This window comes from Moorella sp. E306M (assembly GCF_006538385.1).
Taxonomy (GTDB): Bacteria; Bacillota; DSM-521; order Neomoorellales; family Neomoorellaceae; genus Neomoorella.
The window spans coordinates 220328-239019 of record NZ_BJKO01000001.1 but is presented as its reverse complement, the minus strand read 5'-3'; the positions used below and the strand labels follow the sequence as shown (position 1 = coordinate 239019).

Below are 18692 nucleotides of genomic sequence, written 5' to 3'. Positions count from 1 at the left end.
GGGGGTATTATTGTAATAAAGTGAAAAGGCCCGGAATTACCGGTGGATGTTCATAATGACAATGAAACATGAGGAATGAAAGGGGAAACATGACAATGAGATCGAAACAAGGTTCGCGTTTCGATATGATCTTGATATGCATCGCCTTATTATCCGCTTTCTTGAATATCTTCAACATCTGGAAAGACCAGTACGCCAACGCCTATTACACAGCAGCGGTCACCAGTATGCTGCAGAGCTTCCATAATTTCTTCTACGCTTCTTTTGATCCGGCCGGGTACGTTACGGTGGATAAACCGCCGGTGGCGTTCTGGATCCAGACGATATTCGCGTATATCTTCGGGGTGCACGGGTGGAGCGTGATTCTCCCCCAGGCCCTGGCCGGTGTCGGCTCCGTCCTGCTGATGTATTACCTGGTCAGGCCGACTTTCGGGAGAACAGCTGCCCGGCTCGCTAGCCTGGTTATGGCCTGTACGCCTATTGCGGTTGCGGTGAGCCGGACGAACAATATCGACAGCTTGCTGGTATTTGCACTCCTGACAGCTACCTGGATGTTGTTCCGGGGAATTCGCAATCAGAAGTCGGCCTGGGTGCTGGGAGCCTTTGCCATGATCGGTGTCGGCTTTAATATAAAGATGCTGCAAGCTTACATGGTCGTACCGGCTTTTTACGTGTTTTACCTGCTTGCTTTCAAGAGCGAATGGAAAAAGAAACTGGCCGTCGTTGCGGCGGCTACAGTGATCATGGTAGCAGTATCTATATCCTGGGCAGTAGCCGTAGATATGACCCCCGGGGAAAACCGGCCCTATGTCGGCGGCAGTCAGACGAACTCTGTATTGGAGCTGGCCTTCGGTTATAATGGCATATCCCGCCTTACAGGGATGAACCGGGGAGGGCCGGGTCCCGGTGCAGCGCCGGGCCAGCAACAAAAACAGCAGGATCAAGGAAACAGGCCGGACCAGCAGCAAATGCCGCCGGATGGAAACAATGCGCCTGTTCAGCAGACCGGGCAAACGGATGGCAGCAACATGCCCGGCTGGCAGCAGGTGCCGGGTGACGGTTACAGGATGCAGGGCAGGATTTTACCGGAAGGCGCCGGCCCGGGTGCCGGTGGGAGACCGGGCCCGGTGCCCGGTTTTGCCGGCGGTGCTCCCCCGGGCCGGGATGGGGGCGGTGCCTTCGGCACCGGCCAGCCGGGCCCGTTGCGGCTGTTTCAAAGTGAACTCTCGGGGCAAATCAGCTGGTTGCTGCCCTTTGTAGCGGTTGCCTGCGCCGGTTTGCTGGCAGGCATTCGCCGAAGAAAGCCGCTTACCACCAAAGAAAATGAGACGTTGTTCTGGCTGGCCTGGTTGCTACCGGGGATGGCATTTTTTAGCGTGGCGCGCTTCTTCCATCACTATTACCTGATCATGCTCGCCCCCCCGATTGCAGCCCTTGTAGGAGCGGGATGGGTGGAGCTCTGGCAGTTATACCGGGACAAAGAAGGCTGGAAAATGTGGCTGCTGCCGGCAGGCCTTCTGGCAACAACAGCTTTTGAGCTGTATATACTACAGCCCTACCAGGAGCATATCGGTACGGGTTGGCCTGCCGGCATTGGGGCGGCTGGGACGGGTTTGGTCCTGGTATTGTTGCTGGCCGTTAAGAAAGAGAAACTGATTTCTATCGCTGCAATGGCCGGGATGCTGGTCTTGCTGGCGGCACCGCTCTACTGGGCCGCCACTCCCCTTCTGTATGGCGGTAACAGCATGCTGCCCCAGGCCGGCCCCAGTCAGCGGGTACCTGGCCCTGGACAGGGCGGGAGAGGCGGGCCGAACTCCGGTGTTAATTATAAACTGCTTGAATATGTGATCAGAAATAATACGGGGGAGAAATACCTTTTTGCCACCACCGATGCCAATACGGCCGCACCCTATATCATTGCCACCGGGAAAGCCGTCATGGCTATGGGCGGATTCAGCGGTTCCGACCCCATCCTCACGGTGGAGAAGTTGAAACAGATGGTGGCCGGCGGGGAAGTAAAATATTTCCTAATCCCTTCGCGTTCCGGTTTCGGGGGCAGAGGTGGTGCCGGCAGCGAAGTTATAGAGTGGATCCGCGCCAACAGTAACGCGGTGTCGGAGGAGGAATGGCAGGAAGGCAGCTCGGACGGCTTTCCAGGTGGCATGGGCAGGGACGGCTCCCTGACCTTATATGAAATCGATGTGGAGGAGGGAGGAAAAGTATGAACACCGATGTCCGGTATTCAATAGTTATCCCGGTCTATAACGAGGAAGCTGTCCTCGAGCAGACCTACCGGCGCTTGAAGCAGGTGATGGAGCGGGCCAGCGAACCTTATGAACTGATTTTTGTAAATGACGGCAGCTGCGACCGCTCCGCTGAGATAATCAAAGGTTTTAGAACACAGGATTCTTCAGTGAAACTCATAACCTTTTCCCGGAATTTTGGCCATCAAATCGCGATTAGCGCCGGGATGGACCATGCATCCGGGGAGGCTGTTGTAGTAATTGACGCTGACTTGCAGGACCCGCCGGAACTGATCCTGGATATGATCGCGAAATGGAAGGAAGGGTATGACGTCGTTTACGCCCGGCGAACGCAAAGGAAAGGAGAAACTTTTTTCAAGAAGGCAACGGCCCATTTATTTTACCGCCTCCTACGCGCCTGCACGGATATTGATATCCCCGTGGATACCGGCGACTTCCGCTTGATCGACCGGAAAGTATGCGACCAGTTAAAACGGCTGCCGGAAAAAAACCGTTATGTACGCGGGCTGGTGAGCTGGGTCGGCTTCAAGCAAACAGCCGTTGAGTATGTAAGGGATAAAAGGTGGGCCGGGGAGAGCAAGTACCCGCTTAAAAAGATGCTCAAGCTGTCCCTGGACGGTATCACCTCCTTTTCATCCAAGCCTATAAAAATAGCAAGCTATGCCGGAGCCCTGCTTACCTTTGCAGGCTTAATCTACATGCTGATCCTGCCGCTTTTCGAGGTTTTTACCGGAACGCCCCTTGCCGGCTGGCATATAGTCCTGGCCATGCAGCTATTGTTGACCGGTTTTATCCTCCTGATGCTGGGGATTAACGGGGAATATATCGGGCGGATTTATGATGAAGCAAGGGACCGCCCGCTGTATATTGTGGAGGAATACTGCGGGATAAAGGAAAAGAATGGTGAATGAAGAATGTTGTCAAATTTTACCGATCGTCCTCTCCAGTTTTTTAAATTTTGCCTGGTAGGAGCAGTAAACACTAGCGTTGATTTGGCGGTATTTATTTTCCTTACCGCCTGGAGCGTACCGATGATCCTGGCGCAGGGCATATCATATACCTGCGGCTTATTGAACAGTTTTTTCATGAACCGGGCGTGGACCTTCAAACGACGTGGGCAGCCTGCCGGCCAGTTCGCCAGGTTTCTAGCGTTAAATGTTGTCACATTAACCTTAACTTACGGGTTGCTGGTGCTGTTTCACTACTACATGGCATGGTCGACGCTCGCCAGCAAGTTCGTTGCCACGGGCGTGGGTCTGGTACTGAATTTTACCGGCAGCCGCTTATGGGTTTTTAGTTGAACTACATAAATATAATTTGCGGAGGTAGTAGGATGTTCAAAAAAATGCGTAACCTGCATCTATGGATCGGGCTGCTTACTTCTGTCTTAATTCTTCTCGAGGCTGTCACGGGACTGTTATTAATCCACCCGTCACTGCTGGGCGAGCCGGAAAGGGCACCTGCAATAGAAAGAAGTGCCCGTTCTACTAACCCGGAAAACCCTGTACCGGCAGCGACAACAAGCTCCAGACCTGCGGTTACGGATAACCTTGGTGCAGAGGTGCAGGGAGGACGGCCAGCTTTCCACGAAACTGGTGCCGCCGGGGCAGAGGATGCCAGGAGCGGTCTGGTGGGACTTATTCGCGGGTTACATGCCGGCAGGCTTGGCAGTTTAAATATCCGCTGGGCTATAGAGCTGGCAGCTATTAGCATGATCGTCCTCACAGTTACCGGGATCTACCTTTCCATTAAAATTTTAATACGCAGCAATAAGTAGCTGGTAGAAGAAAGGAGCAAATGGAGTGGTGCAGCCTGAGTATCTGTAAGGCCGCCATGGCGGCCTCCAGATAAACAGGAAAATGTGAGGGGGCATTTTATATGAAGCCGGTGCTGGTAACCGGGGGCGCAGGTTATATCGGGAGTCACACGGTACAGGAGTTAATTAAAGATGGGGCCCTGGTGGTCGTGCTGGACAATTTGTCGACCGGCCACCTGGATGCGGTCCATGCCCGGCATTTTTACGAAGGTGATATTGCAGACACCGCGCTGGTGGAACACATTATTAAGGAACACGGGATTAAATCCGTCATTCATTTTGCCGCGAAAAGCCTGGTAGGCGAATCGCTGGCCAAACCGGAGCTATATTTTTACGAGAACACGGTCAAGTCTTTTATGTTCTTCGAGGCGGCTGTGAAAGCCGGGGTAAAACACATTGTCTTTTCCTCTACGGCCGCCGTCTATGGGATACCGCCGGATATTCCCATCAGGGAAGAAACCATGCTTGCGCCGATTAATCCCTATGGCGATTCCAAACGTATGATTGAAAAATACCTGGAATGGATGGGTAAGGTGCATAGCATCAACTGGGTGGCCCTCCGCTATTTTAACGCGGCGGGGGCCTCGCTTGACGGCAGTTTGGGCGAAGACCACCGGCCCGAGACTCACCTCATCCCGTTGGTCCTGCAAACCGCCCTTGGGCTGCGGGAAAAATTAGCTGTCTTCGGTACGGACTATAAGACAGCGGATGGTACATGCATTCGCGATTATGTGCATGTTGTCGACCTGGCTAACGCTCATATCCTGGCGCTGCAGGCGCTGGAACACGGTTTGCAAAGCGGTATATTCAATGTAGGCACGGGGAAGGGATATTCTGTGAGGGAGATTATCGCAAAATCACAAGCACTTACCGGCTATAAAATTGCCGTGGAATACGGAGAGCGAAGGGCAGGAGATCCCCCCGTCCTGGTAGCTGATAGTGCGGCTATAAAAGGTATTTTGGGCTGGGAGCCCGGATACAGCGATCTGGAAACCATTCTCTCTAGTGCGTGGCACTGGCATAGCACCCATCCAAAAGGTTACCGGTTATAGATTGAGTATTTAACGGTTTTTGAGAGGAGCAGGCAAAAGGTGGTCTTCAAAAAGGATATCTTCAGAATAAGCCTGGTTCTGATACTGCTTTTAGCAGGATTTTTATGCATTTATGCAATAGGGAATTATAACGGTAATAACGCCCCGGCCCGGAGCCGTATCGGACCTCGGGATACCATCCTGGCTGGAAGCAACCGCTTAGCGGATGCGCCGGCGCAGCTGCCGGGAAAGCAGCCCTCGCCTCCCAGCCCGGGCCTGCGCTTGGCGCCCCATAGTGGCAGCAGGGTGGATGCGGGTACGAATGGGGGTGCCAGGTATGCCCCGCAGCTGGCCGCCTATGCAATAATATTTTTTATTGCCTCAATAGCAACCTACTATTTTTACATACGTAAAAAAATAAAAATTCTTCCCGGCAATGAAAAAATATTGATGCTGGCTTTACTCTGCGCGGGGCTGCTGTTGCGGATTGCCGCCTCGACATTGATGGAAGGCCATCCCTTTGACATAAATATCTTTAAAAGATGGGCAACCGCTGCTGCCAGTAACCTCTTGCGAATTTATTCAAATGCCGGCTCAGTTGACTACCCGCCATTGTATATGTACGTTTTGTTTTTAATTGGCAAAATTGCCGGCCTGGAGGCCGTGCAGCCGTATTTCACCTTGCTGTTAAAGCTGCCGTCAATTTTGGCCGACATTGCCACGTCATACCTTATATACAGGCTGGCCAGGAAATATCTAACCCTGGAAAGCAGCGTCCTGCTGGCCGCGTTTTATATCTTCAACCCGGCTGTCATAATAAATTCCACCTTCTGGGGGCAGGTGGACTCCTTTTTTACCTTCATTGTTGTTGCTGCAGTTTACATGCTTACAGAAAAAAAGCCCGGCTTTGCCTCCGCCCTGTTTACTGCGGCCGTAATGATGAAGCCGCAGGGGATTATCTTCCTGCCGGTGCTTTTCTTTGAATTGGTAAGGGAAAAAAGGCTCAGCAGCTTCCTCGAGGCTGTATTTTTCGCACTGGTTACGGCCGTCGTTATCATCCTTCCGTTTACCTTGCAAAATGATGTGCTGTGGATTATCAAGCTTTTTACAAATACAATCGGCGAGTATCCCTATGCATCTGTCAACGCCTTCAATTTCTTTACCTTAATTGGGAAAAACTATGCTAATGACGCAGCACCCTTCTTTATCTTTAGCTATCACAGCTGGGGGATGATTTTTATAGTCTTGATCACAGCACTTTCATGGTATATTTACACTAAAGGGAATAACAAGACATTCGTTCCGGCAGCAGTGCTTCTCCAGATAGCAGGTGTATTCACTTTTGCCACCAGGATGCATGAAAGATATTTGTTTCCCGCTGCCGCCCTGGCAATTTTAGCATTTATTTATTTAAGGGATAAAAGGCTTTTGTTATTAGCCGCGGGTTTCAGTGCTATCATTTTCGTCAACACCCATCTTGTCCTTTTTGCCACCATTAACGGGATAAATTCGGCGCCTTATAGCCCGGTTGTTATTGCCACTTCGCTCTTTAATATTTTATTGGTTATTTACCTGGTAAAAGTTTTACATGAAAAGGCTGTTAATTAACAGCCAAATAAGATTAAGCAAAATATCAGGGATAGGATGGGTCAATTCGGCGGCCCTGGAACGATGCCGCCGTCGCGCCCGGCTCCTTTCCAGGAGGAAGAAGCCGCCTCTGCAGCCAGCAGGAAGACGACCGTGATAAAAGAAGCCCCACTTATTCATCATGTTCGCCCCGCGCCATTTGCCCGGCAATGCATCTGCTTTACCATATTGACAGCGAAAATAAACAATAGTAAAATACCAAAGAGGAAGCGAGATGAAGGCTGGCCTTTGTCTAGCCGGCGATATTTATTTTCAGGCCTGGACTAGTGGGGGTGAACGATGTGCCGACCTATGATTTCCGCTGCCAGGAGTGTGGTGAACGTTTTACCGTTAAGATGTCCTGGAAAGAAAGAGATAAAGCCACCTGCCCCGCCTGCGGCAGCCAGAAGCTGCAGCAGCTCTTTACCGGGATTACCATCCTGGGAGGCAGCAGCAATAGCGGCGGCTGCGCGGCGCCGGCCGGCAGCCGCTTCAGCTGAGGGGGTTAAGGGTAAGGGCCGTCGGCCCTTAAGTAAAGAGAAAAGGTTAGCATGCCCTGGTAATCCAGGGCTTATATTTTTAATTGACACTCAGCCGGTAGTTAAGTTATGATGGGGCAGAGAGGGGTGGACAAGATGGGCATGATGACTTCCCTGCGCCGGTTAAGTAAAAAGCGGCCGGTCCTGGGAATTTTATTTGTTGTTGTCTTAAGTATCGGGTTAATCGGTAGTTATGCCATATTTGCTGCTCCTAAAACACCGATGGTCACCCAGGAGGCCCAAGCGGATGCTGCCCAGCAGGCTGAGGCCCTGCAGAAGGCGGCCCAGGAGCAAATCAGCCAACTGGAAACGGAAATCAGCAACTTGCAAAAAGAGCTGCAGGCCAAACCCAACGATGTGGCTATCCTGCTGCAACTCGGTGATAACCAGTATAACCTGGGGACCCTTTATCTCTTTGCCAACGGCGACCAGGCCAAGGCCAACGAAAGTTTCAAGGCAGCCGTAGCCAGCTACCAGCAGGTGCTCAAACTTAATCCCCAGGAGAAGGGTATCAATTTGCGCCTGGCTGGCGCGGCCCTCTACGCCGGCGATACCGGGCTGGCGGAAGAAAATTTTCAGGCGGCCATTAAAGCCGACCCGGGGGATAATAATGCCCGTATGACCTACGGGATGTACCTGGCTTCCATTAAGGGCGACTTCCAGGGAGCCATTGACCAGTGGCAGGAAATTTTAAAGCATAATCCGGACAAGGACCTGGCCGACCAGGTCCAGGAAATGATCAAGCAGGCCGAAGCGGCCAAACAACAGGCAAGCCAGGCGGGAAACAGCCAGCCCCAGGCAGAAGGAGAGCAGGGGAACGGGAAGTAGAATAAAAGCCGGTCTATCACCGGCTTTTTTTATTTCGCCAGGGATGGGCGCGGCAGAGCAAAGTTGCCGGTGCTGATTTTTTCCAGGAAATGGTTAAAACGCTTGCGAATATTTAAATTCAGGGCCCAGAGAATGGCGGCGTGCTTTTTGGCCAGTCCCAGGCGGCGGGAGATGGAACCCAGGGAGTAAAATTCCTGCCAGGCCCAGTTAAAGCCTTCCTGCAGGGTTTTAGCACTCATGTTTTTAGGCTCAAAGACCACCTTGCTGATGGTATACTCGCTCCAATCATTGCAGGTGATGCGCCCTTCCCGCTCCAAGGCCTCCCTTAAGGGTGTTCCCGGGAAGGGGGTAAGGATGCCAAACTGGGCCGCCTCCAGGCGGTTGTCCTGGGCAAATTTGACGGTCCGTTCAAAGACGCTTTCATCGTCTTCATCCAGACCAAAGACAAAAGCGCCTTCAATGGCGATACCGTGTTCGTGGATCTTTTTGATGGCCTCCCGGTATTCATCTACCCGGTTGACGGCCTTACCTACGGCCTTCAGGTTACCAGGGGAGAGGGACTCAAAGCCGATAAAGAGCCCGATGCAGCCGCTGGCTGCAGCCAGCTGCAGCAGTTCTTCGTCCCGGGCGATATTCAGGGAACCCTGGCTGAACCATTTTACTTTCTTAGGCAGCCGGGCCAGTTCAGTGAAAAGGCGGCGGGCATAGCCGGGATGGCCGACGATATTATCATCAATAAAGGCGATTACTTCACCTTCCAGCCCTGCGACTTCACGGATTACCTCTTCCACCGGCCGAAAGCGGAAGCTTCTGCCGAAGAACTGGCTGACGGTGCAGAAAGAGCAGGCAAAGGGGCAGCCGCGGGTAGTCTGGACGGTATCGGGTACCAGGTAGCGGTCGCGGAGTAAAAGGTCCCGCCGCGGGTGAACCATATGTTCCAGGGAAGGGCGTTCATGCTGCCGGTAAATGGGCTGCAGCTTTCCTTCTTCCAGGTCGGCGAGGAGCCGCTGCCAGGAGCCTTCGGCTTCGCCGATGACAACCGCGTCGGCATGGGCGCCGGCTTCTTCTGGCAGGGCCGAAGGGTGCATGCCGCCCAGGACCACCCTGGCGCCTTTTTCCCTGAAGGCGTCGGCAATCTCATAGGCCCGGGGAGCCAGGGCCGTCATGGCGGAAATACCGACCAGATCGTACTTTGCATCGAAGTCGAGATCGGTTAAACTTTCATCCAGGATGGTCACCTCGTGCGTGGGTGGCGTCAGGGCCGCCAGGGTGATTAAATTTAAGGGCGGGAAAATGGACTTTTCCTTTTCGCTTTCCCAGAGGGGGTCATGCCAGGCCGGGGCGATTAAAGCAATTTTCATCTTAATTTACCTCCAGCAAAGGTTTTTAGCAATAATATGGCCATGACGGGAAAGATTCATGTATATCGTTCTCTTTTTAGTGTCGAAATCCTGCATTTAATGGAAGGGATGGGTAAAGTTGTGTCTTTTGGGTATTGATCTCGGCGGTACAACTATCAAAGCCGGGCTGGTGGATATAAAGGGACGGCTCCTGGTTAAGGGGCAGGTGCCAACCGGCGCAACTGAGGGAGCAGGGGCAGTTTTGGAACGCATCGCAACCCTGGCCGGTGACCTTGTACGCCGGCAGGGGCTGGCAATGCAGGATATAAAGGGGGCAGGTATCGGTATACCCGGCTCGGTGGATGTGGAAAAAGGGCTGGTCCGCCTGGCCCCCAACCTGTTCTGGCGCGATTTCCCCCTCCGGGCCGAGCTGGCTGCCCGGTTAAATTTACCGGTAGCCATTGACAATGATGCCCACGTGGCTGCCCTGGGAGAGATGTGGCAGGGAGCCGGGAAGGGTTTTAATTCCCTGCTCATGGTGACCATCGGCACCGGCATCGGTTCGGGGTTGATTATTGACGGACACATCCGGCGCGGCGTCTTTAGTTACGGCGCCGAGATGGGGCACGTTAAAATGATACCCGACGGACCTCAATGTCATTGTGGCGGCCGGGGATGCCTGGAAACCCTGGCCTCAGCGACGGCCATGGTGGGGCGGTTCCGGGAATACCTGGCTGCCGGTCAATCGTCCCGGCTGCAGGACAGCCCTGATCTCGGGGCCAGGGAAATCTTAGCGGCCGCCGCCGCAGGCGACGAACTAGCCACCCGGGTTGTAGACTTTGCTGCCAGTTACCTGGGTATGGCCCTGGCCAATGCCGTTTTATTAGTGGGGCCGGAAGCCATTATTATCGGCGGCGGCCCGGCCCAGGCCGGGGAAGTGATTTTGGCTCCCATCCGTAAATACCTGGCTGAAAGCTTAGGAGCCTGGCAGATTAAACCCTTACCGGTCCTGGCGGCCAGGCTGGGCAATGAGGCGGGGATCATTGGCGCCGCTCGCCTGGCTAGCTGCCTATAATTTATTTTTTAACAGCAAAATTTTATTTTTTACAGCAGGGATTCGGTAGCCAGTGTAGAATATAATAGAATTGATAGGACCACAGATGTCTGTCGGCAAAAATGTGTTCCTTTTACAAAGGAGGTGATAATTAAATATTAACATAGACTACAGATATTAGGGTTATTAAAAAGAGGGGGAGGAGTAAGGTTATGTTTTTACAGAGACGCCATCCGGTTGTTTTTGCGGCGATTTTATTGATTGCAGTTTTGGCCCTTACCGGGTGCGGTAAAACCCAGAGTGCTGATAAGGGCAGCGGGGAAAAAGAGCAGAAAAGTGCAACGGCAGATTATCCCGAACAGCCTATAACCTATATTATTCCTTTTAACCCCGGTGGCCAGTCGGATATTGAAGCAAGACGCCAGCAGCCATACCTGGAAAAGGATTTAGGGGTAAAAGTCAATATTACCTACAAACCCGGTGGTGGCGGGGCGACCGGGTGGGCAGAACTGGTCCTGGCCAAGCCCGATGGCTATACCCTTTGTGGTTTTAACATTCCCCATATTATCCTCCAACCTATGGAAAGAGGAAATACGGGCTATAAAACCGAGGATATTGTACCTGTAGCTGTTTTCCAGGCGACGCCCATTGGCTTGGCGGTTCCTAAAGACAGCCAGTTTAAAACCCTGGATGATTTTATCAAATATGCCAAGGACAACCCCAATAAGGTCACCATAACTGGTTCCGGTACCTATACGGGCCACCATATTACCTATTTACAGTTGCAGAAGTTGGCAGGGATTAAGATGACATATGTACCTACCACGGGAGCAGCCCCGGCCGTCCAAAACCTTCTCGGCGGTCACGTGCAAGCCATGCTGGGTAACTCCAATGATTTGGTACAGCATCAGGACAAAATCAGGGTACTGGCCATGGCCTCTGAAAAACGGTTTGCAGCTTTGCCTAATGTACCAACTTTCAAAGAACTGGGGTATAACATCATTGAAAGTATTGACCGTGGCGTGGCCGTTCCACCTAAAACCCCTCCAGAGATAATTAAGCGTTTAGAGAAAGCCTTCCTGGCGATTGCCAACAATGAGGAGGTTAAAAACCAGCAAATCAAACAGGGGTTTGTACCTGTAAGTATGGGTCACGATGAAGCTGTTAAATATATTAAAACCAAAACGGATGAATACAGCAAACTTGTCGATGACTTGAAGGCCACAGCCGGTAAATAGTTAATCCTACACTAAAGGCGAGCAATGAAATATTTGCTCGCCTTCCTTGAAACCTAGGGGAGGAGTAATATGGCGGAGTTTTTTTTAACAGCGCTTCAGAATATTTTTTTACCCCATAGCCTGTTACTGGCCCTGGGTGGGGTGACGGCGGGAATCATTATTGGTTGTTTACCGGGGTTGACGGCCACCATGGCCATGGCTGTCCTGGTACCCTTTACTTTTACCATGAACGCTGTTAATGGCTTGATAATGCTCGGAGGTATCTATGTAGGGGCAATTTATGGCGGTTGCATTTCGGCCATTCTAGTAAATACGCCGGGCACACCTTCAGCCATTGCCACTACCTTTGATGGTTTCCCCCTGGCCAAGAAAGGTATGGCCGAGCATGCTCTGGTCACGGCTGCCTTCGCTTCAGGGGTCGGCGGGCTTATTGGCACAGTGATTCTCCTGGTATTATCGCCTATTCTAGCAGCAGTCGCTCTAAAATTCGGTCCACCGGAGTATTTCTGGCTGGCGGTATTTGGCCTGACGATCATAGCCACCCTGGCTTCGGATTCAATATTAAAAGGCCTCCTTGGTGGTGCCCTGGGTCTCTTGCTCGGTACTATCGGCATGGCACCCCTGGGCGGTGATGTGCGCTATACCTTTGGCCTCCCGGAATTACAGGCGGGAATCGAGATCATTGTTGCCTTGATTGGCTTTTTCTGTATACCCGAGGTTTTACTAATGATCGAGAATCGCCTGGAGCGGTACAAGCTGGCTCAAGTAAAAACCCAAAAGGGAGTGGCATTAAAGGTTATCAAGGAGTTACTCCAGAAACCGGGTTTATTATTACGTTCATCCCTGATTGGAACTTTTGTGGGGATAGTCCCCGGTGCCGGCGGTAATATTGCCGGTTTAATATCATACAACGAAGCGGTCCGGTTTTCCAAACAACCCGAGAAATTTGGCACGGGAATTATTGAGGGGGTGGCAGCTTCGGAAGCCTCTAATAACGCCGAAGTGGGCGGTTCCCTGGTTCCTTTGCTTACCCTTGGTATCCCCGGAGGACCCCCGGCTGCAGTACTGCTGGGTGCTCTTTTACTCCAGGGAATGCGCCCCGGTCCAGAGTTATACGTTAACTTTGGCGATATCACCTATACCTTCATTTTCTCGTTGTTTATTTCCAACATTTTTATGCTGGTTCTTGGCCTTTACGGTGCCCGATATTTTGCCAGGCTCATTAATTTACCGGTCAATTACCTGGCCCCCTTTATTGTCTTCTTAAGCGTCATCGGTTCCTATGCCATTCGCAACAATATGCTGGATGTCTGGTTGATGCTTTTCTTTGGTCTGGTTGGCTATTTTACTCGTAAACTGGGATTGCACGCCGGGCCTATTGTTTTAGGAATGATTTTGGGCCCCATAGCTGAAAATGGTTATGTGCAAGCAGTACTTATGGGCAGGGCGGCAGGCTCGACCGTCAGCCTCTTCTTTATGCGACCTATTTCCATTGTTTTAATTATCCTCTCCCTGGTATCTGCCCTGTGGCCTTTCTTCCAACGTAAACGCCGGCAAAAAGAAGGGGTGAATACCCATGTGGAATAGCGATAGCCTGGCCGGTATTATATTTCTGATTATTGGTCTCCTGGCTTTGTACGGCGCACGCGAACTCAGCCACCTTGGCGGGGTATTTCCCCGTACGGCGAGTATGCTGGTAATCTTTTTTAGTCTCTTGTTGTTAATTAACAGCGGGCGCGGTGGTAAGCCTGTAGAAAAAGTTAAAGACCCGTGGTATGTTATTATCATCATTATCCTGGCCATCCTCTATATAGCTATAATACCCTATCTGGGTTTTCTTTTGACTAGCATTATTTTTATCAGCCTGGTAGCCTGGATGTTAAATAGTAACCGTCATGGGAGCCGCGCTATTATTATGGCGATAATAACAGGAGTAGGTATTTCTTTTGGTTTTTACGCCGTTTTTTCCTATATCCTGGCTGTACCCCTGCCTGCGGGAGTATTTTTTCAATAAAAAGACAGATTGAAAAGGGTTTAAAGGTTGCTATCGGATAGGGGCAGAATGAGCGAGTAGGGAGCGAAGATAGTATGAAAAAAATCCAGGTCCCCTGCGGGGAAGGATACCTAACAGGCGAGTTGCCGGCGGGCTTAAGGGTACACGAAATAACTCCCCGGGAGGTGGCCGGTGTAGCCGATGCTACTGCCGAGATCCGCCGGGCCTTAGAGAATCCTATAGGTAACCGGGGGATAGAAGAGCTACGCGGCGCCCAAAAAGTAGTTATTGTCGTCAGCGATCTGACCCGGCCGGTACCCAATGCCGTCATTTTACCGGTCCTGTTGGATAAACTGAACGCTATAGGAATCAGCGATGATCAGATTACCATCCTGGTGGGAGCTGGCCTGCACCGGCCGGCGCCGCCGGAAGAATTTCCCCTCATTGTTGGGCCCGAAGTAGCGGCCAGGATCAAGGTGATCAGCCACGACGCCTGTGCCCCTGGGATCTTGCGCCAGGCCGGCACCTCTTCCCGGGGGACGCCCATCTGGATCAACCGTCACTACCTGGAGGCCGACGGTTGCATCCTTATAGGTATGATTGACCCCCACCAGATCGTCGGGTACAGCGCCGGGGCCAAGTCCCTGGTCATCGGCTGCGGGGGGGAGGCTACTATCCGCGCCAACCATGCCCACCTGGTGGAACCGGAAGCTTCCCTGGGGCGGGTGGAGGGCAACCCGGCCCGGGAGGATATTGATGAAATCGGCGGCCTGGTTGGTATCGACCTGATCATTAACGTGGTCTTGAACAACCATAAAGAAATTGTCCGCGCTGTAGCCGGCCATTATCTGGAAGCCCACCGGGCCGGGGTGGTCGTGGCCCGTGAGGTCAGCGAGGTACCAGTCCCCGAAGTGGCCGACCTGGCCATTGTTTCCCCAGGCGGCTTTCCCAAGGATATCAACCTCTATCAGGCCCAGAAGGGCCTCTATCATGCCACGCCGGTAGTAAGAGAGGGAGGGATAATTATCCTCTGCGCCGAGTGCCGGGAAGGAGCCGGGGAAGATCGCTTTATTGCCGGCATGCGGGCCGGTAACACGCCGGCAGCAGTAATGGAATCCTTCCGTAGCCGGGAATTTCAGATGGGGTTTCATAAAGCCTTTCTCTGGTGCCGCTCCCTGGTCCATGCCCGGGTAATCCTTGTAAGCAGCGGGGTTGACGACGAGCTGGCCCGGGTAATGATGGTCCGTAAAGCGCCGGATCTTCAGGCGGCCATTGACCTGGCCCTGCAGGAGCTTCCAGGAGCCAGGGTAGCTGCCGTACTGCCCAAGGCCAATTCGACGATACCGGTGCTTTAATTGCTAGGTGGGAAGTGAGAATTGGGTAAAAACCGGAGGGTTGGAGATAAATTGATGATTGAAGTATGGGTAAACGGTAAACAACTCCAGGTTGATAGAGGTACTACTGTCACCGGCCTGCTGGCCCGGGAAGGCCTGCTGACTCCAATTGCCACCGTAGCGGTCAACGATAAGCTGTTACCGCGGCAAGATTGGGATTACCGCCTCCAGGATGGCGACAGGTTGGAAGTTATCAATCTAATGGAGGGCGGTTAAGGAGGAAAAGGCCGTCCCGTGGCGAATTAACCTGGGAGTACCTTATGAGAAAAAGGAGAATCCCCATGCCTTTACCTGGTAACTTCTGGGCGGCCGCTATAGGCAGCTTGCCCTATCAGGAGCCCGGACCTGCCCTGGAACTCATCTTTAAGAATATGCCCCTGGTACCCCACTGGCCTCAGTTACCCAGGCGGGGGCATCAGGAGCACTTTGTTTATCAGAGCCTATCTCCCCTGGTGCGCCTGGGATTGATTAAAGACGAGCCCGGGGAAATGCCGGTATTTACCGATGCCAGTCCTGATTGGGCCGCTAACCTGACGGCCTTTTACAGCCTTTACCTGGAGGCCGAGGCTGGTAGCGAAGAAGCCCTGGCGGCTTTTGCCATTCCCCGGGAAGCCGGAATCGGTTTTTATGCCCTGGTGGAATGCCTGGAACAGCATGGTCCCGGTAGAGCCCGTTTTCTTAAGGGCCAGGTAGCCGGCCCGGTAACTGCCGGCCTTTACCTAAGCAGCAGCTCCGGGCGCAGCGCCTTTTATGACCCCCAGCTAAGGGACCTCATCGTAAAGACTACGGCCATGCAGGCATGCTGGCAGGTCCGGGAACTGGGACGATTCGGGCTGCCGGTGCTGGTATTCGTCGATGACCCGGCCCTGGCCGCCTACGGTACTTCCACTCACGTAGCTTTACAGCGAGATGATCTGGTGGAGGCCCTGGCCGGGGTAGTGGAGGGGATCAGGGCCAAGGGCGGCTTGCCCGGTGCCCATTCCTGCAGCGGGGTGGAATGGCCCATCTTTTTTGAATCCGGTTACCAGATTGTAAGTTTTGATGCCTATAACTACTTTACTTCTCTCCAGGTTTTTGCCCCTGATGTGGCCACTTTCCTGGACCGGGACGGTGTGCTGGCCTGGGGGATTGTACCTACCTATGAGCAGGCCTGGCAGGAAACGGCAGCCAGCCTGGCTGTCAGGCTGCAGGGTGCAATTGAGGAGCTGACCCGGAAGGGTGTGGACCGGGAGCTCCTTTACCACCAGTCTTTGGTGACCCCGGCCTGTGGTACTGGCGTTCTAGACGTGCGCCTTGCTGAGCACATCTACAAGTTAACGGCCGGAGTGGCAGAACTTATGGGCCAGGAGCTATAGCTTGAGGAGCCGCTCATTGCGGCGAGCCTGCACTGGCATTTGCCGGCCTAAGATAAAGTTTTTCCTTGAAAAACGGCGAAAATATGTTCTATCATCAGAAAAACTCTCTATTTTGGAGGGTTTTTCTTTTTTAACAGGAGGAATTTTTATCCTGGCAGCGAATATATGTGGTGTAAAGTGGGGCATTGTGGCATGAAGTGGTAGGAAAGTGAGATGCCGCCCATGTTCATGGGGGAGTTCCAGCATACCATTGATGATAAAGGACGGCTGATTATCCCGGCGCGATTCCGAGAGGAGCTGGGAGAAAAGTTTGTAATCACCAAGGGCCTGGATAATTGTCTTTTCGTCTATCCCATGAGCGGCTGGGCGGAAATGGAACAGAAATTGCGTAGTCTGCCCTTTACCCGGTCTGATGCCCGTGCCTTTGTCCGTTTTTTCTTTTCCGGGGCCACGGAATGTGAGCTTGACCGCCAGGGGAGAATACTGCTGCCGGGGAATTTACGGGAATACGCCCACCTGGAAAGAGAAGTGGTCATTGTGGGCGTTGCCACGCGGGTAGAAATCTGGAGCCGCTCCCTGTGGGAGCAGTACTGCCAGGAAACGGCGGCCCAGTACGAGACCCTGGCCGAGAAAATCGTTGACTTCGATATATAGGGGTGGCTGCTTTGCCCTATGCTCACCAGCCGGTATTACTGGCGGAAGTTGTACAGTTTCTTGACCCGCGGCCCGGGGAAATCTTTGTGGATGCCACCGTTGGCGGCGGCGGTCACAGCGCCGCCATTTTACCCCGCTTGCTTCCCGGCGGGCGTTTAATCGGGCTGGATCGCGATGCCGAAGCCATTAACGCTGCCAGGGAGCGGCTGGCGCCCTTTGGAGCAGCTGTAGAATTGGTCCAGGCTAATTTCAGGGACCTGGTCCGGGTATTAGAAAGCAAGGGGATCAGGGCCGTTGACGGGCTTCTCTTTGACCTGGGGGTATCCTCTTATCAACTGGACAACCCGGAAAGAGGTTTTAGTTACCAGGTCGAAGCCCCCCTGGATATGCGCATGGGCCGGGAGCAGGAATTAACAGCGGCTACAATCGTTAATACCTGGCCTGAAGGTAAGCTGGCCCAGATTATCGGGGAGTACGGTGAAGAGCGCTGGGCCAGGCGTATAGCCGCCTTTATCGTAGCAGCCCGGCAAAAAGCACCCGTTACCACTACCACCCAGCTGGTAGAAATTATCAAGGCAGCAATTCCGGCCAGGGCGAGGAGGTCCGGACATCATCCCGCCAAGCGGACCTTCCAAGCCCTCCGGATTGCCATTAATGGCGAATTAGATGCCCTGCAGGCGGCCATGGAAAAACTGGAGCAGGTTTTAAACCCGGGTGGCCGGGTGGGGGTTATATCTTTTCATTCCCTGGAAGACAGGATTGTAAAAAGGACATTTCAGCGTTTAAGCGGCCATTGCACCTGCCCGCCGGAATTGCCGGTTTGTATTTGTGGCAGGAGGCGAGTTTTAGAACCGGTTACGCACAAACCGGTGACTCCAGCGGCGGCAGAAATCGCCGCCAATCCCAGGGCCCGCAGTGCAAAGCTCCGGGTAGCTCGGAGGGTTCTAAAGGAAAAGGATGGTGAATAAGCTATGTTAGCAGCACCACCACAGGAACTTGCCTATAAAACAAACCTGGCCCATAAGCAGGTAGCGGGAAGGAAAACGCCCCGGCCGCGGGTGCATAATAGGGCCAGGCAGAAAGTTGTGTTGCTGGGCCTTGTTTTGCTGGCTATCGGCATTGCCTTTGCAAAAACCTATCTGGCGGTACAGCTGGTAATAAAAGGTTACGAACTGGAAGCCCTGAAACAAGAAATCAATACTATACAAAGGGAAAATGAAAGGCTACAATTAGAGGTGGCCCGCTTAAAAGCACCGGAGAGGATAGCTGCCGTGGCTACCACCCGGTTGGGTATGGTGGAACCGCGGGAAGGGCAGCTTTATTATGTCCCGGGGAAGGCCGGGCAGGGCCAGCAGCTGCAGGTGGCAACAGGAGAACCGACCGGGAAAGGGGATGAAACAAAAGCGCCTGTTCACCAGTCCTGGCTGGCAGCCCTTTCCCAGGCTCTGCAAAACTGGTTGGAACCGGTACGTGTAGCCAAGGTTAACAGTTAGCTTGCCCGTGCCAGCTAACCAGAGCCGTTAAGTTTAAGTGCCGGGGCTACCGGCGGGCCGCCGGCGA

At 53.0% G+C, this 18692-nt stretch carries 19 protein-coding genes; 18 read left to right on the top strand and 1 reads right to left on the bottom strand.

The genetic code is table 11. The features are described from left to right. Nucleotides 1–95 precede the first annotated feature (95 nt). The 8 genes from FLZ89_RS01190 to FLZ89_RS01155 all read left to right on the top strand — a co-directional run bounded on the left by FLZ89_RS01190 (nucleotide 96) and on the right by FLZ89_RS01155 (nucleotide 8104). Complete coding sequence (locus FLZ89_RS01190; RefSeq protein ID WP_141265676.1) at nucleotides 96–2225, top strand: ArnT family glycosyltransferase; 2130 nt, start codon at nucleotides 96–98, stop codon at nucleotides 2223–2225. Then, a complete protein-coding gene (locus tag FLZ89_RS01185; RefSeq protein ID WP_141265677.1) occupies nucleotides 2222–3175 on the top strand; it encodes a glycosyltransferase family 2 protein in 954 nt (317 codons plus the stop codon). Before FLZ89_RS01190 ends, FLZ89_RS01185 begins: the two co-directional genes overlap by 4 nt. 3 nt (nucleotides 3176–3178) lie before the next feature. After that, the gene (locus FLZ89_RS01180) at nucleotides 3179–3565 is read left to right on the top strand and encodes a GtrA family protein (protein ID WP_141304159.1); all 387 of its coding nucleotides are present in this window, start codon (nucleotides 3179–3181) and stop codon (nucleotides 3563–3565) included. Between the two features lie 32 nt (nucleotides 3566–3597). Then, the gene (locus tag FLZ89_RS01175; protein WP_141304158.1) at nucleotides 3598–4041 is read left to right on the top strand and encodes a PepSY-associated TM helix domain-containing protein; all 444 of its coding nucleotides are present in this window, start codon (nucleotides 3598–3600) and stop codon (nucleotides 4039–4041) included. A gap of 101 nt (nucleotides 4042–4142) precedes the next feature. Further along, entirely contained in the window at nucleotides 4143–5132 is a 990-nt protein-coding gene (gene galE / locus FLZ89_RS01170; protein WP_141304157.1) for a UDP-glucose 4-epimerase GalE, read from the top strand. Nucleotides 5133–5171: 39 nt separating this feature from the next. Next, a complete protein-coding gene (locus tag FLZ89_RS01165) occupies nucleotides 5172–6719 on the top strand; it encodes a glycosyltransferase family 39 protein (protein ID WP_141304156.1) in 1548 nt (515 codons plus the stop codon). Nucleotides 6720–7039: 320 nt separating this feature from the next. Beyond that, the gene (locus FLZ89_RS01160; RefSeq protein ID WP_172613382.1) at nucleotides 7040–7237 is read left to right on the top strand and encodes an FmdB family zinc ribbon protein; all 198 of its coding nucleotides are present in this window, start codon (nucleotides 7040–7042) and stop codon (nucleotides 7235–7237) included. A 108-nt stretch (nucleotides 7238–7345) separates the two neighbouring features. Next, the gene (locus FLZ89_RS01155; RefSeq protein ID WP_172613381.1) at nucleotides 7346–8104 is read left to right on the top strand and encodes a tetratricopeptide repeat protein; all 759 of its coding nucleotides are present in this window, start codon (nucleotides 7346–7348) and stop codon (nucleotides 8102–8104) included. Nucleotides 8105–8133: 29 nt separating this feature from the next. Here the strand turns inward: FLZ89_RS01155 and FLZ89_RS01150 are convergent, their stop codons facing one another. Continuing rightward, a complete protein-coding gene (locus tag FLZ89_RS01150; RefSeq protein WP_141304154.1) occupies nucleotides 8134–9465 on the bottom strand; it encodes a B12-binding domain-containing radical SAM protein in 1332 nt (443 codons plus the stop codon). Nucleotides 9466–9592: 127 nt separating this feature from the next. Between FLZ89_RS01150 and FLZ89_RS01145 the strand changes: the two genes are divergently transcribed. From FLZ89_RS01145 to FLZ89_RS01100, 10 genes are all read left to right on the top strand, one after another. Then, the gene (locus tag FLZ89_RS01145; RefSeq protein ID WP_172613380.1) at nucleotides 9593–10519 is read left to right on the top strand and encodes an ROK family protein; all 927 of its coding nucleotides are present in this window, start codon (nucleotides 9593–9595) and stop codon (nucleotides 10517–10519) included. A 191-nt stretch (nucleotides 10520–10710) separates the two neighbouring features. Continuing rightward, nucleotides 10711–11736 carry a tripartite tricarboxylate transporter substrate binding protein gene (locus tag FLZ89_RS01140; RefSeq protein WP_141304152.1) on the top strand — a complete coding sequence of 342 codons (1026 nt, stop codon included), beginning with the start codon at nucleotides 10711–10713 and terminating at the stop codon, nucleotides 11734–11736. 69 nt (nucleotides 11737–11805) lie between these two features. Further along, nucleotides 11806–13323 (top strand): tripartite tricarboxylate transporter permease, encoded by a 1518-nt coding sequence (locus tag FLZ89_RS01135; protein ID WP_141304151.1) that lies wholly within the window; start codon nucleotides 11806–11808, stop codon nucleotides 13321–13323. Further along, nucleotides 13313–13750: a tripartite tricarboxylate transporter TctB family protein gene (locus tag FLZ89_RS01130; protein ID WP_141304150.1), complete on the top strand. Its 438-nt coding sequence runs from the start codon at nucleotides 13313–13315 to the stop codon at nucleotides 13748–13750. Before FLZ89_RS01135 ends, FLZ89_RS01130 begins: the two co-directional genes overlap by 11 nt. Nucleotides 13751–13824: 74 nt before the next feature. Then, nucleotides 13825–15084: a nickel-dependent lactate racemase gene (gene larA, locus FLZ89_RS01125; RefSeq protein WP_141304149.1), complete on the top strand. Its 1260-nt coding sequence runs from the start codon at nucleotides 13825–13827 to the stop codon at nucleotides 15082–15084. 54 nt (nucleotides 15085–15138) lie between these two features. Then, a complete protein-coding gene (gene thiS, locus FLZ89_RS01120; protein ID WP_141265846.1) occupies nucleotides 15139–15339 on the top strand; it encodes a sulfur carrier protein ThiS in 201 nt (66 codons plus the stop codon). A gap of 65 nt (nucleotides 15340–15404) precedes the next feature. Beyond that, nucleotides 15405–16478 carry a hypothetical protein gene (locus FLZ89_RS01115; protein ID WP_141265847.1) on the top strand — a complete coding sequence of 358 codons (1074 nt, stop codon included), beginning with the start codon at nucleotides 15405–15407 and terminating at the stop codon, nucleotides 16476–16478. Nucleotides 16479–16700: 222 nt separating this feature from the next. Next, complete coding sequence (gene mraZ, locus FLZ89_RS01110) at nucleotides 16701–17132, top strand: division/cell wall cluster transcriptional repressor MraZ (RefSeq protein ID WP_141304148.1); 432 nt, start codon at nucleotides 16701–16703, stop codon at nucleotides 17130–17132. A gap of 11 nt (nucleotides 17133–17143) precedes the next feature. Next, nucleotides 17144–18100, top strand: a complete 957-nt coding sequence (gene rsmH, locus FLZ89_RS01105) for a 16S rRNA (cytosine(1402)-N(4))-methyltransferase RsmH (protein ID WP_141305253.1) — start codon at nucleotides 17144–17146, stop codon at nucleotides 18098–18100. Nucleotides 18101–18103: 3 nt separating this feature from the next. Continuing rightward, nucleotides 18104–18625, top strand: a complete 522-nt coding sequence (locus FLZ89_RS01100) for a septum formation initiator family protein (protein ID WP_141304147.1) — start codon at nucleotides 18104–18106, stop codon at nucleotides 18623–18625. Nucleotides 18626–18692 lie beyond the last annotated feature (67 nt).

Excerpts from the sequence above, each read along its gene's own strand:
- FLZ89_RS01140 (WP_141304152.1), top strand. The coding sequence starts at position 10,711 with ATGTTTTTACAGAGACGCCATCCGGTTGTTTTTGCGGCGATTTTATTG.
- galE (WP_141304157.1), top strand. The coding sequence starts at position 4,143 with ATGAAGCCGGTGCTGGTAACCGGGGGCGCAGGTTATATCGGGAGTCAC.
- FLZ89_RS01150 (WP_141304154.1), bottom strand. The coding sequence starts at position 9,465 with ATGAAAATTGCTTTAATCGCCCCGGCCTGGCATGACCCCCTCTGGGAA.
- mraZ (WP_141304148.1), top strand. The coding sequence starts at position 16,701 with ATGTTCATGGGGGAGTTCCAGCATACCATTGATGATAAAGGACGGCTG.
- thiS (WP_141265846.1), top strand. The coding sequence starts at position 15,139 with ATGATTGAAGTATGGGTAAACGGTAAACAACTCCAGGTTGATAGAGGT.
- FLZ89_RS01100 (WP_141304147.1), top strand. The coding sequence starts at position 18,104 with ATGTTAGCAGCACCACCACAGGAACTTGCCTATAAAACAAACCTGGCC.
- FLZ89_RS01175 (WP_141304158.1), top strand. The coding sequence starts at position 3,598 with ATGTTCAAAAAAATGCGTAACCTGCATCTATGGATCGGGCTGCTTACT.
- FLZ89_RS01190 (WP_141265676.1), top strand. The coding sequence starts at position 96 with ATGAGATCGAAACAAGGTTCGCGTTTCGATATGATCTTGATATGCATC.
- larA (WP_141304149.1), top strand. The coding sequence starts at position 13,825 with ATGAAAAAAATCCAGGTCCCCTGCGGGGAAGGATACCTAACAGGCGAG.
- FLZ89_RS01115 (WP_141265847.1), top strand. The coding sequence starts at position 15,405 with ATGCCTTTACCTGGTAACTTCTGGGCGGCCGCTATAGGCAGCTTGCCC.
- FLZ89_RS01180 (WP_141304159.1), top strand. The coding sequence starts at position 3,179 with ATGTTGTCAAATTTTACCGATCGTCCTCTCCAGTTTTTTAAATTTTGC.
- FLZ89_RS01135 (WP_141304151.1), top strand. The coding sequence starts at position 11,806 with ATGGCGGAGTTTTTTTTAACAGCGCTTCAGAATATTTTTTTACCCCAT.
- FLZ89_RS01185 (WP_141265677.1), top strand. The coding sequence starts at position 2,222 with ATGAACACCGATGTCCGGTATTCAATAGTTATCCCGGTCTATAACGAG.
- FLZ89_RS01130 (WP_141304150.1), top strand. The coding sequence starts at position 13,313 with ATGTGGAATAGCGATAGCCTGGCCGGTATTATATTTCTGATTATTGGT.
- FLZ89_RS01155 (WP_172613381.1), top strand. The coding sequence starts at position 7,346 with ATGATGGGGCAGAGAGGGGTGGACAAGATGGGCATGATGACTTCCCTG.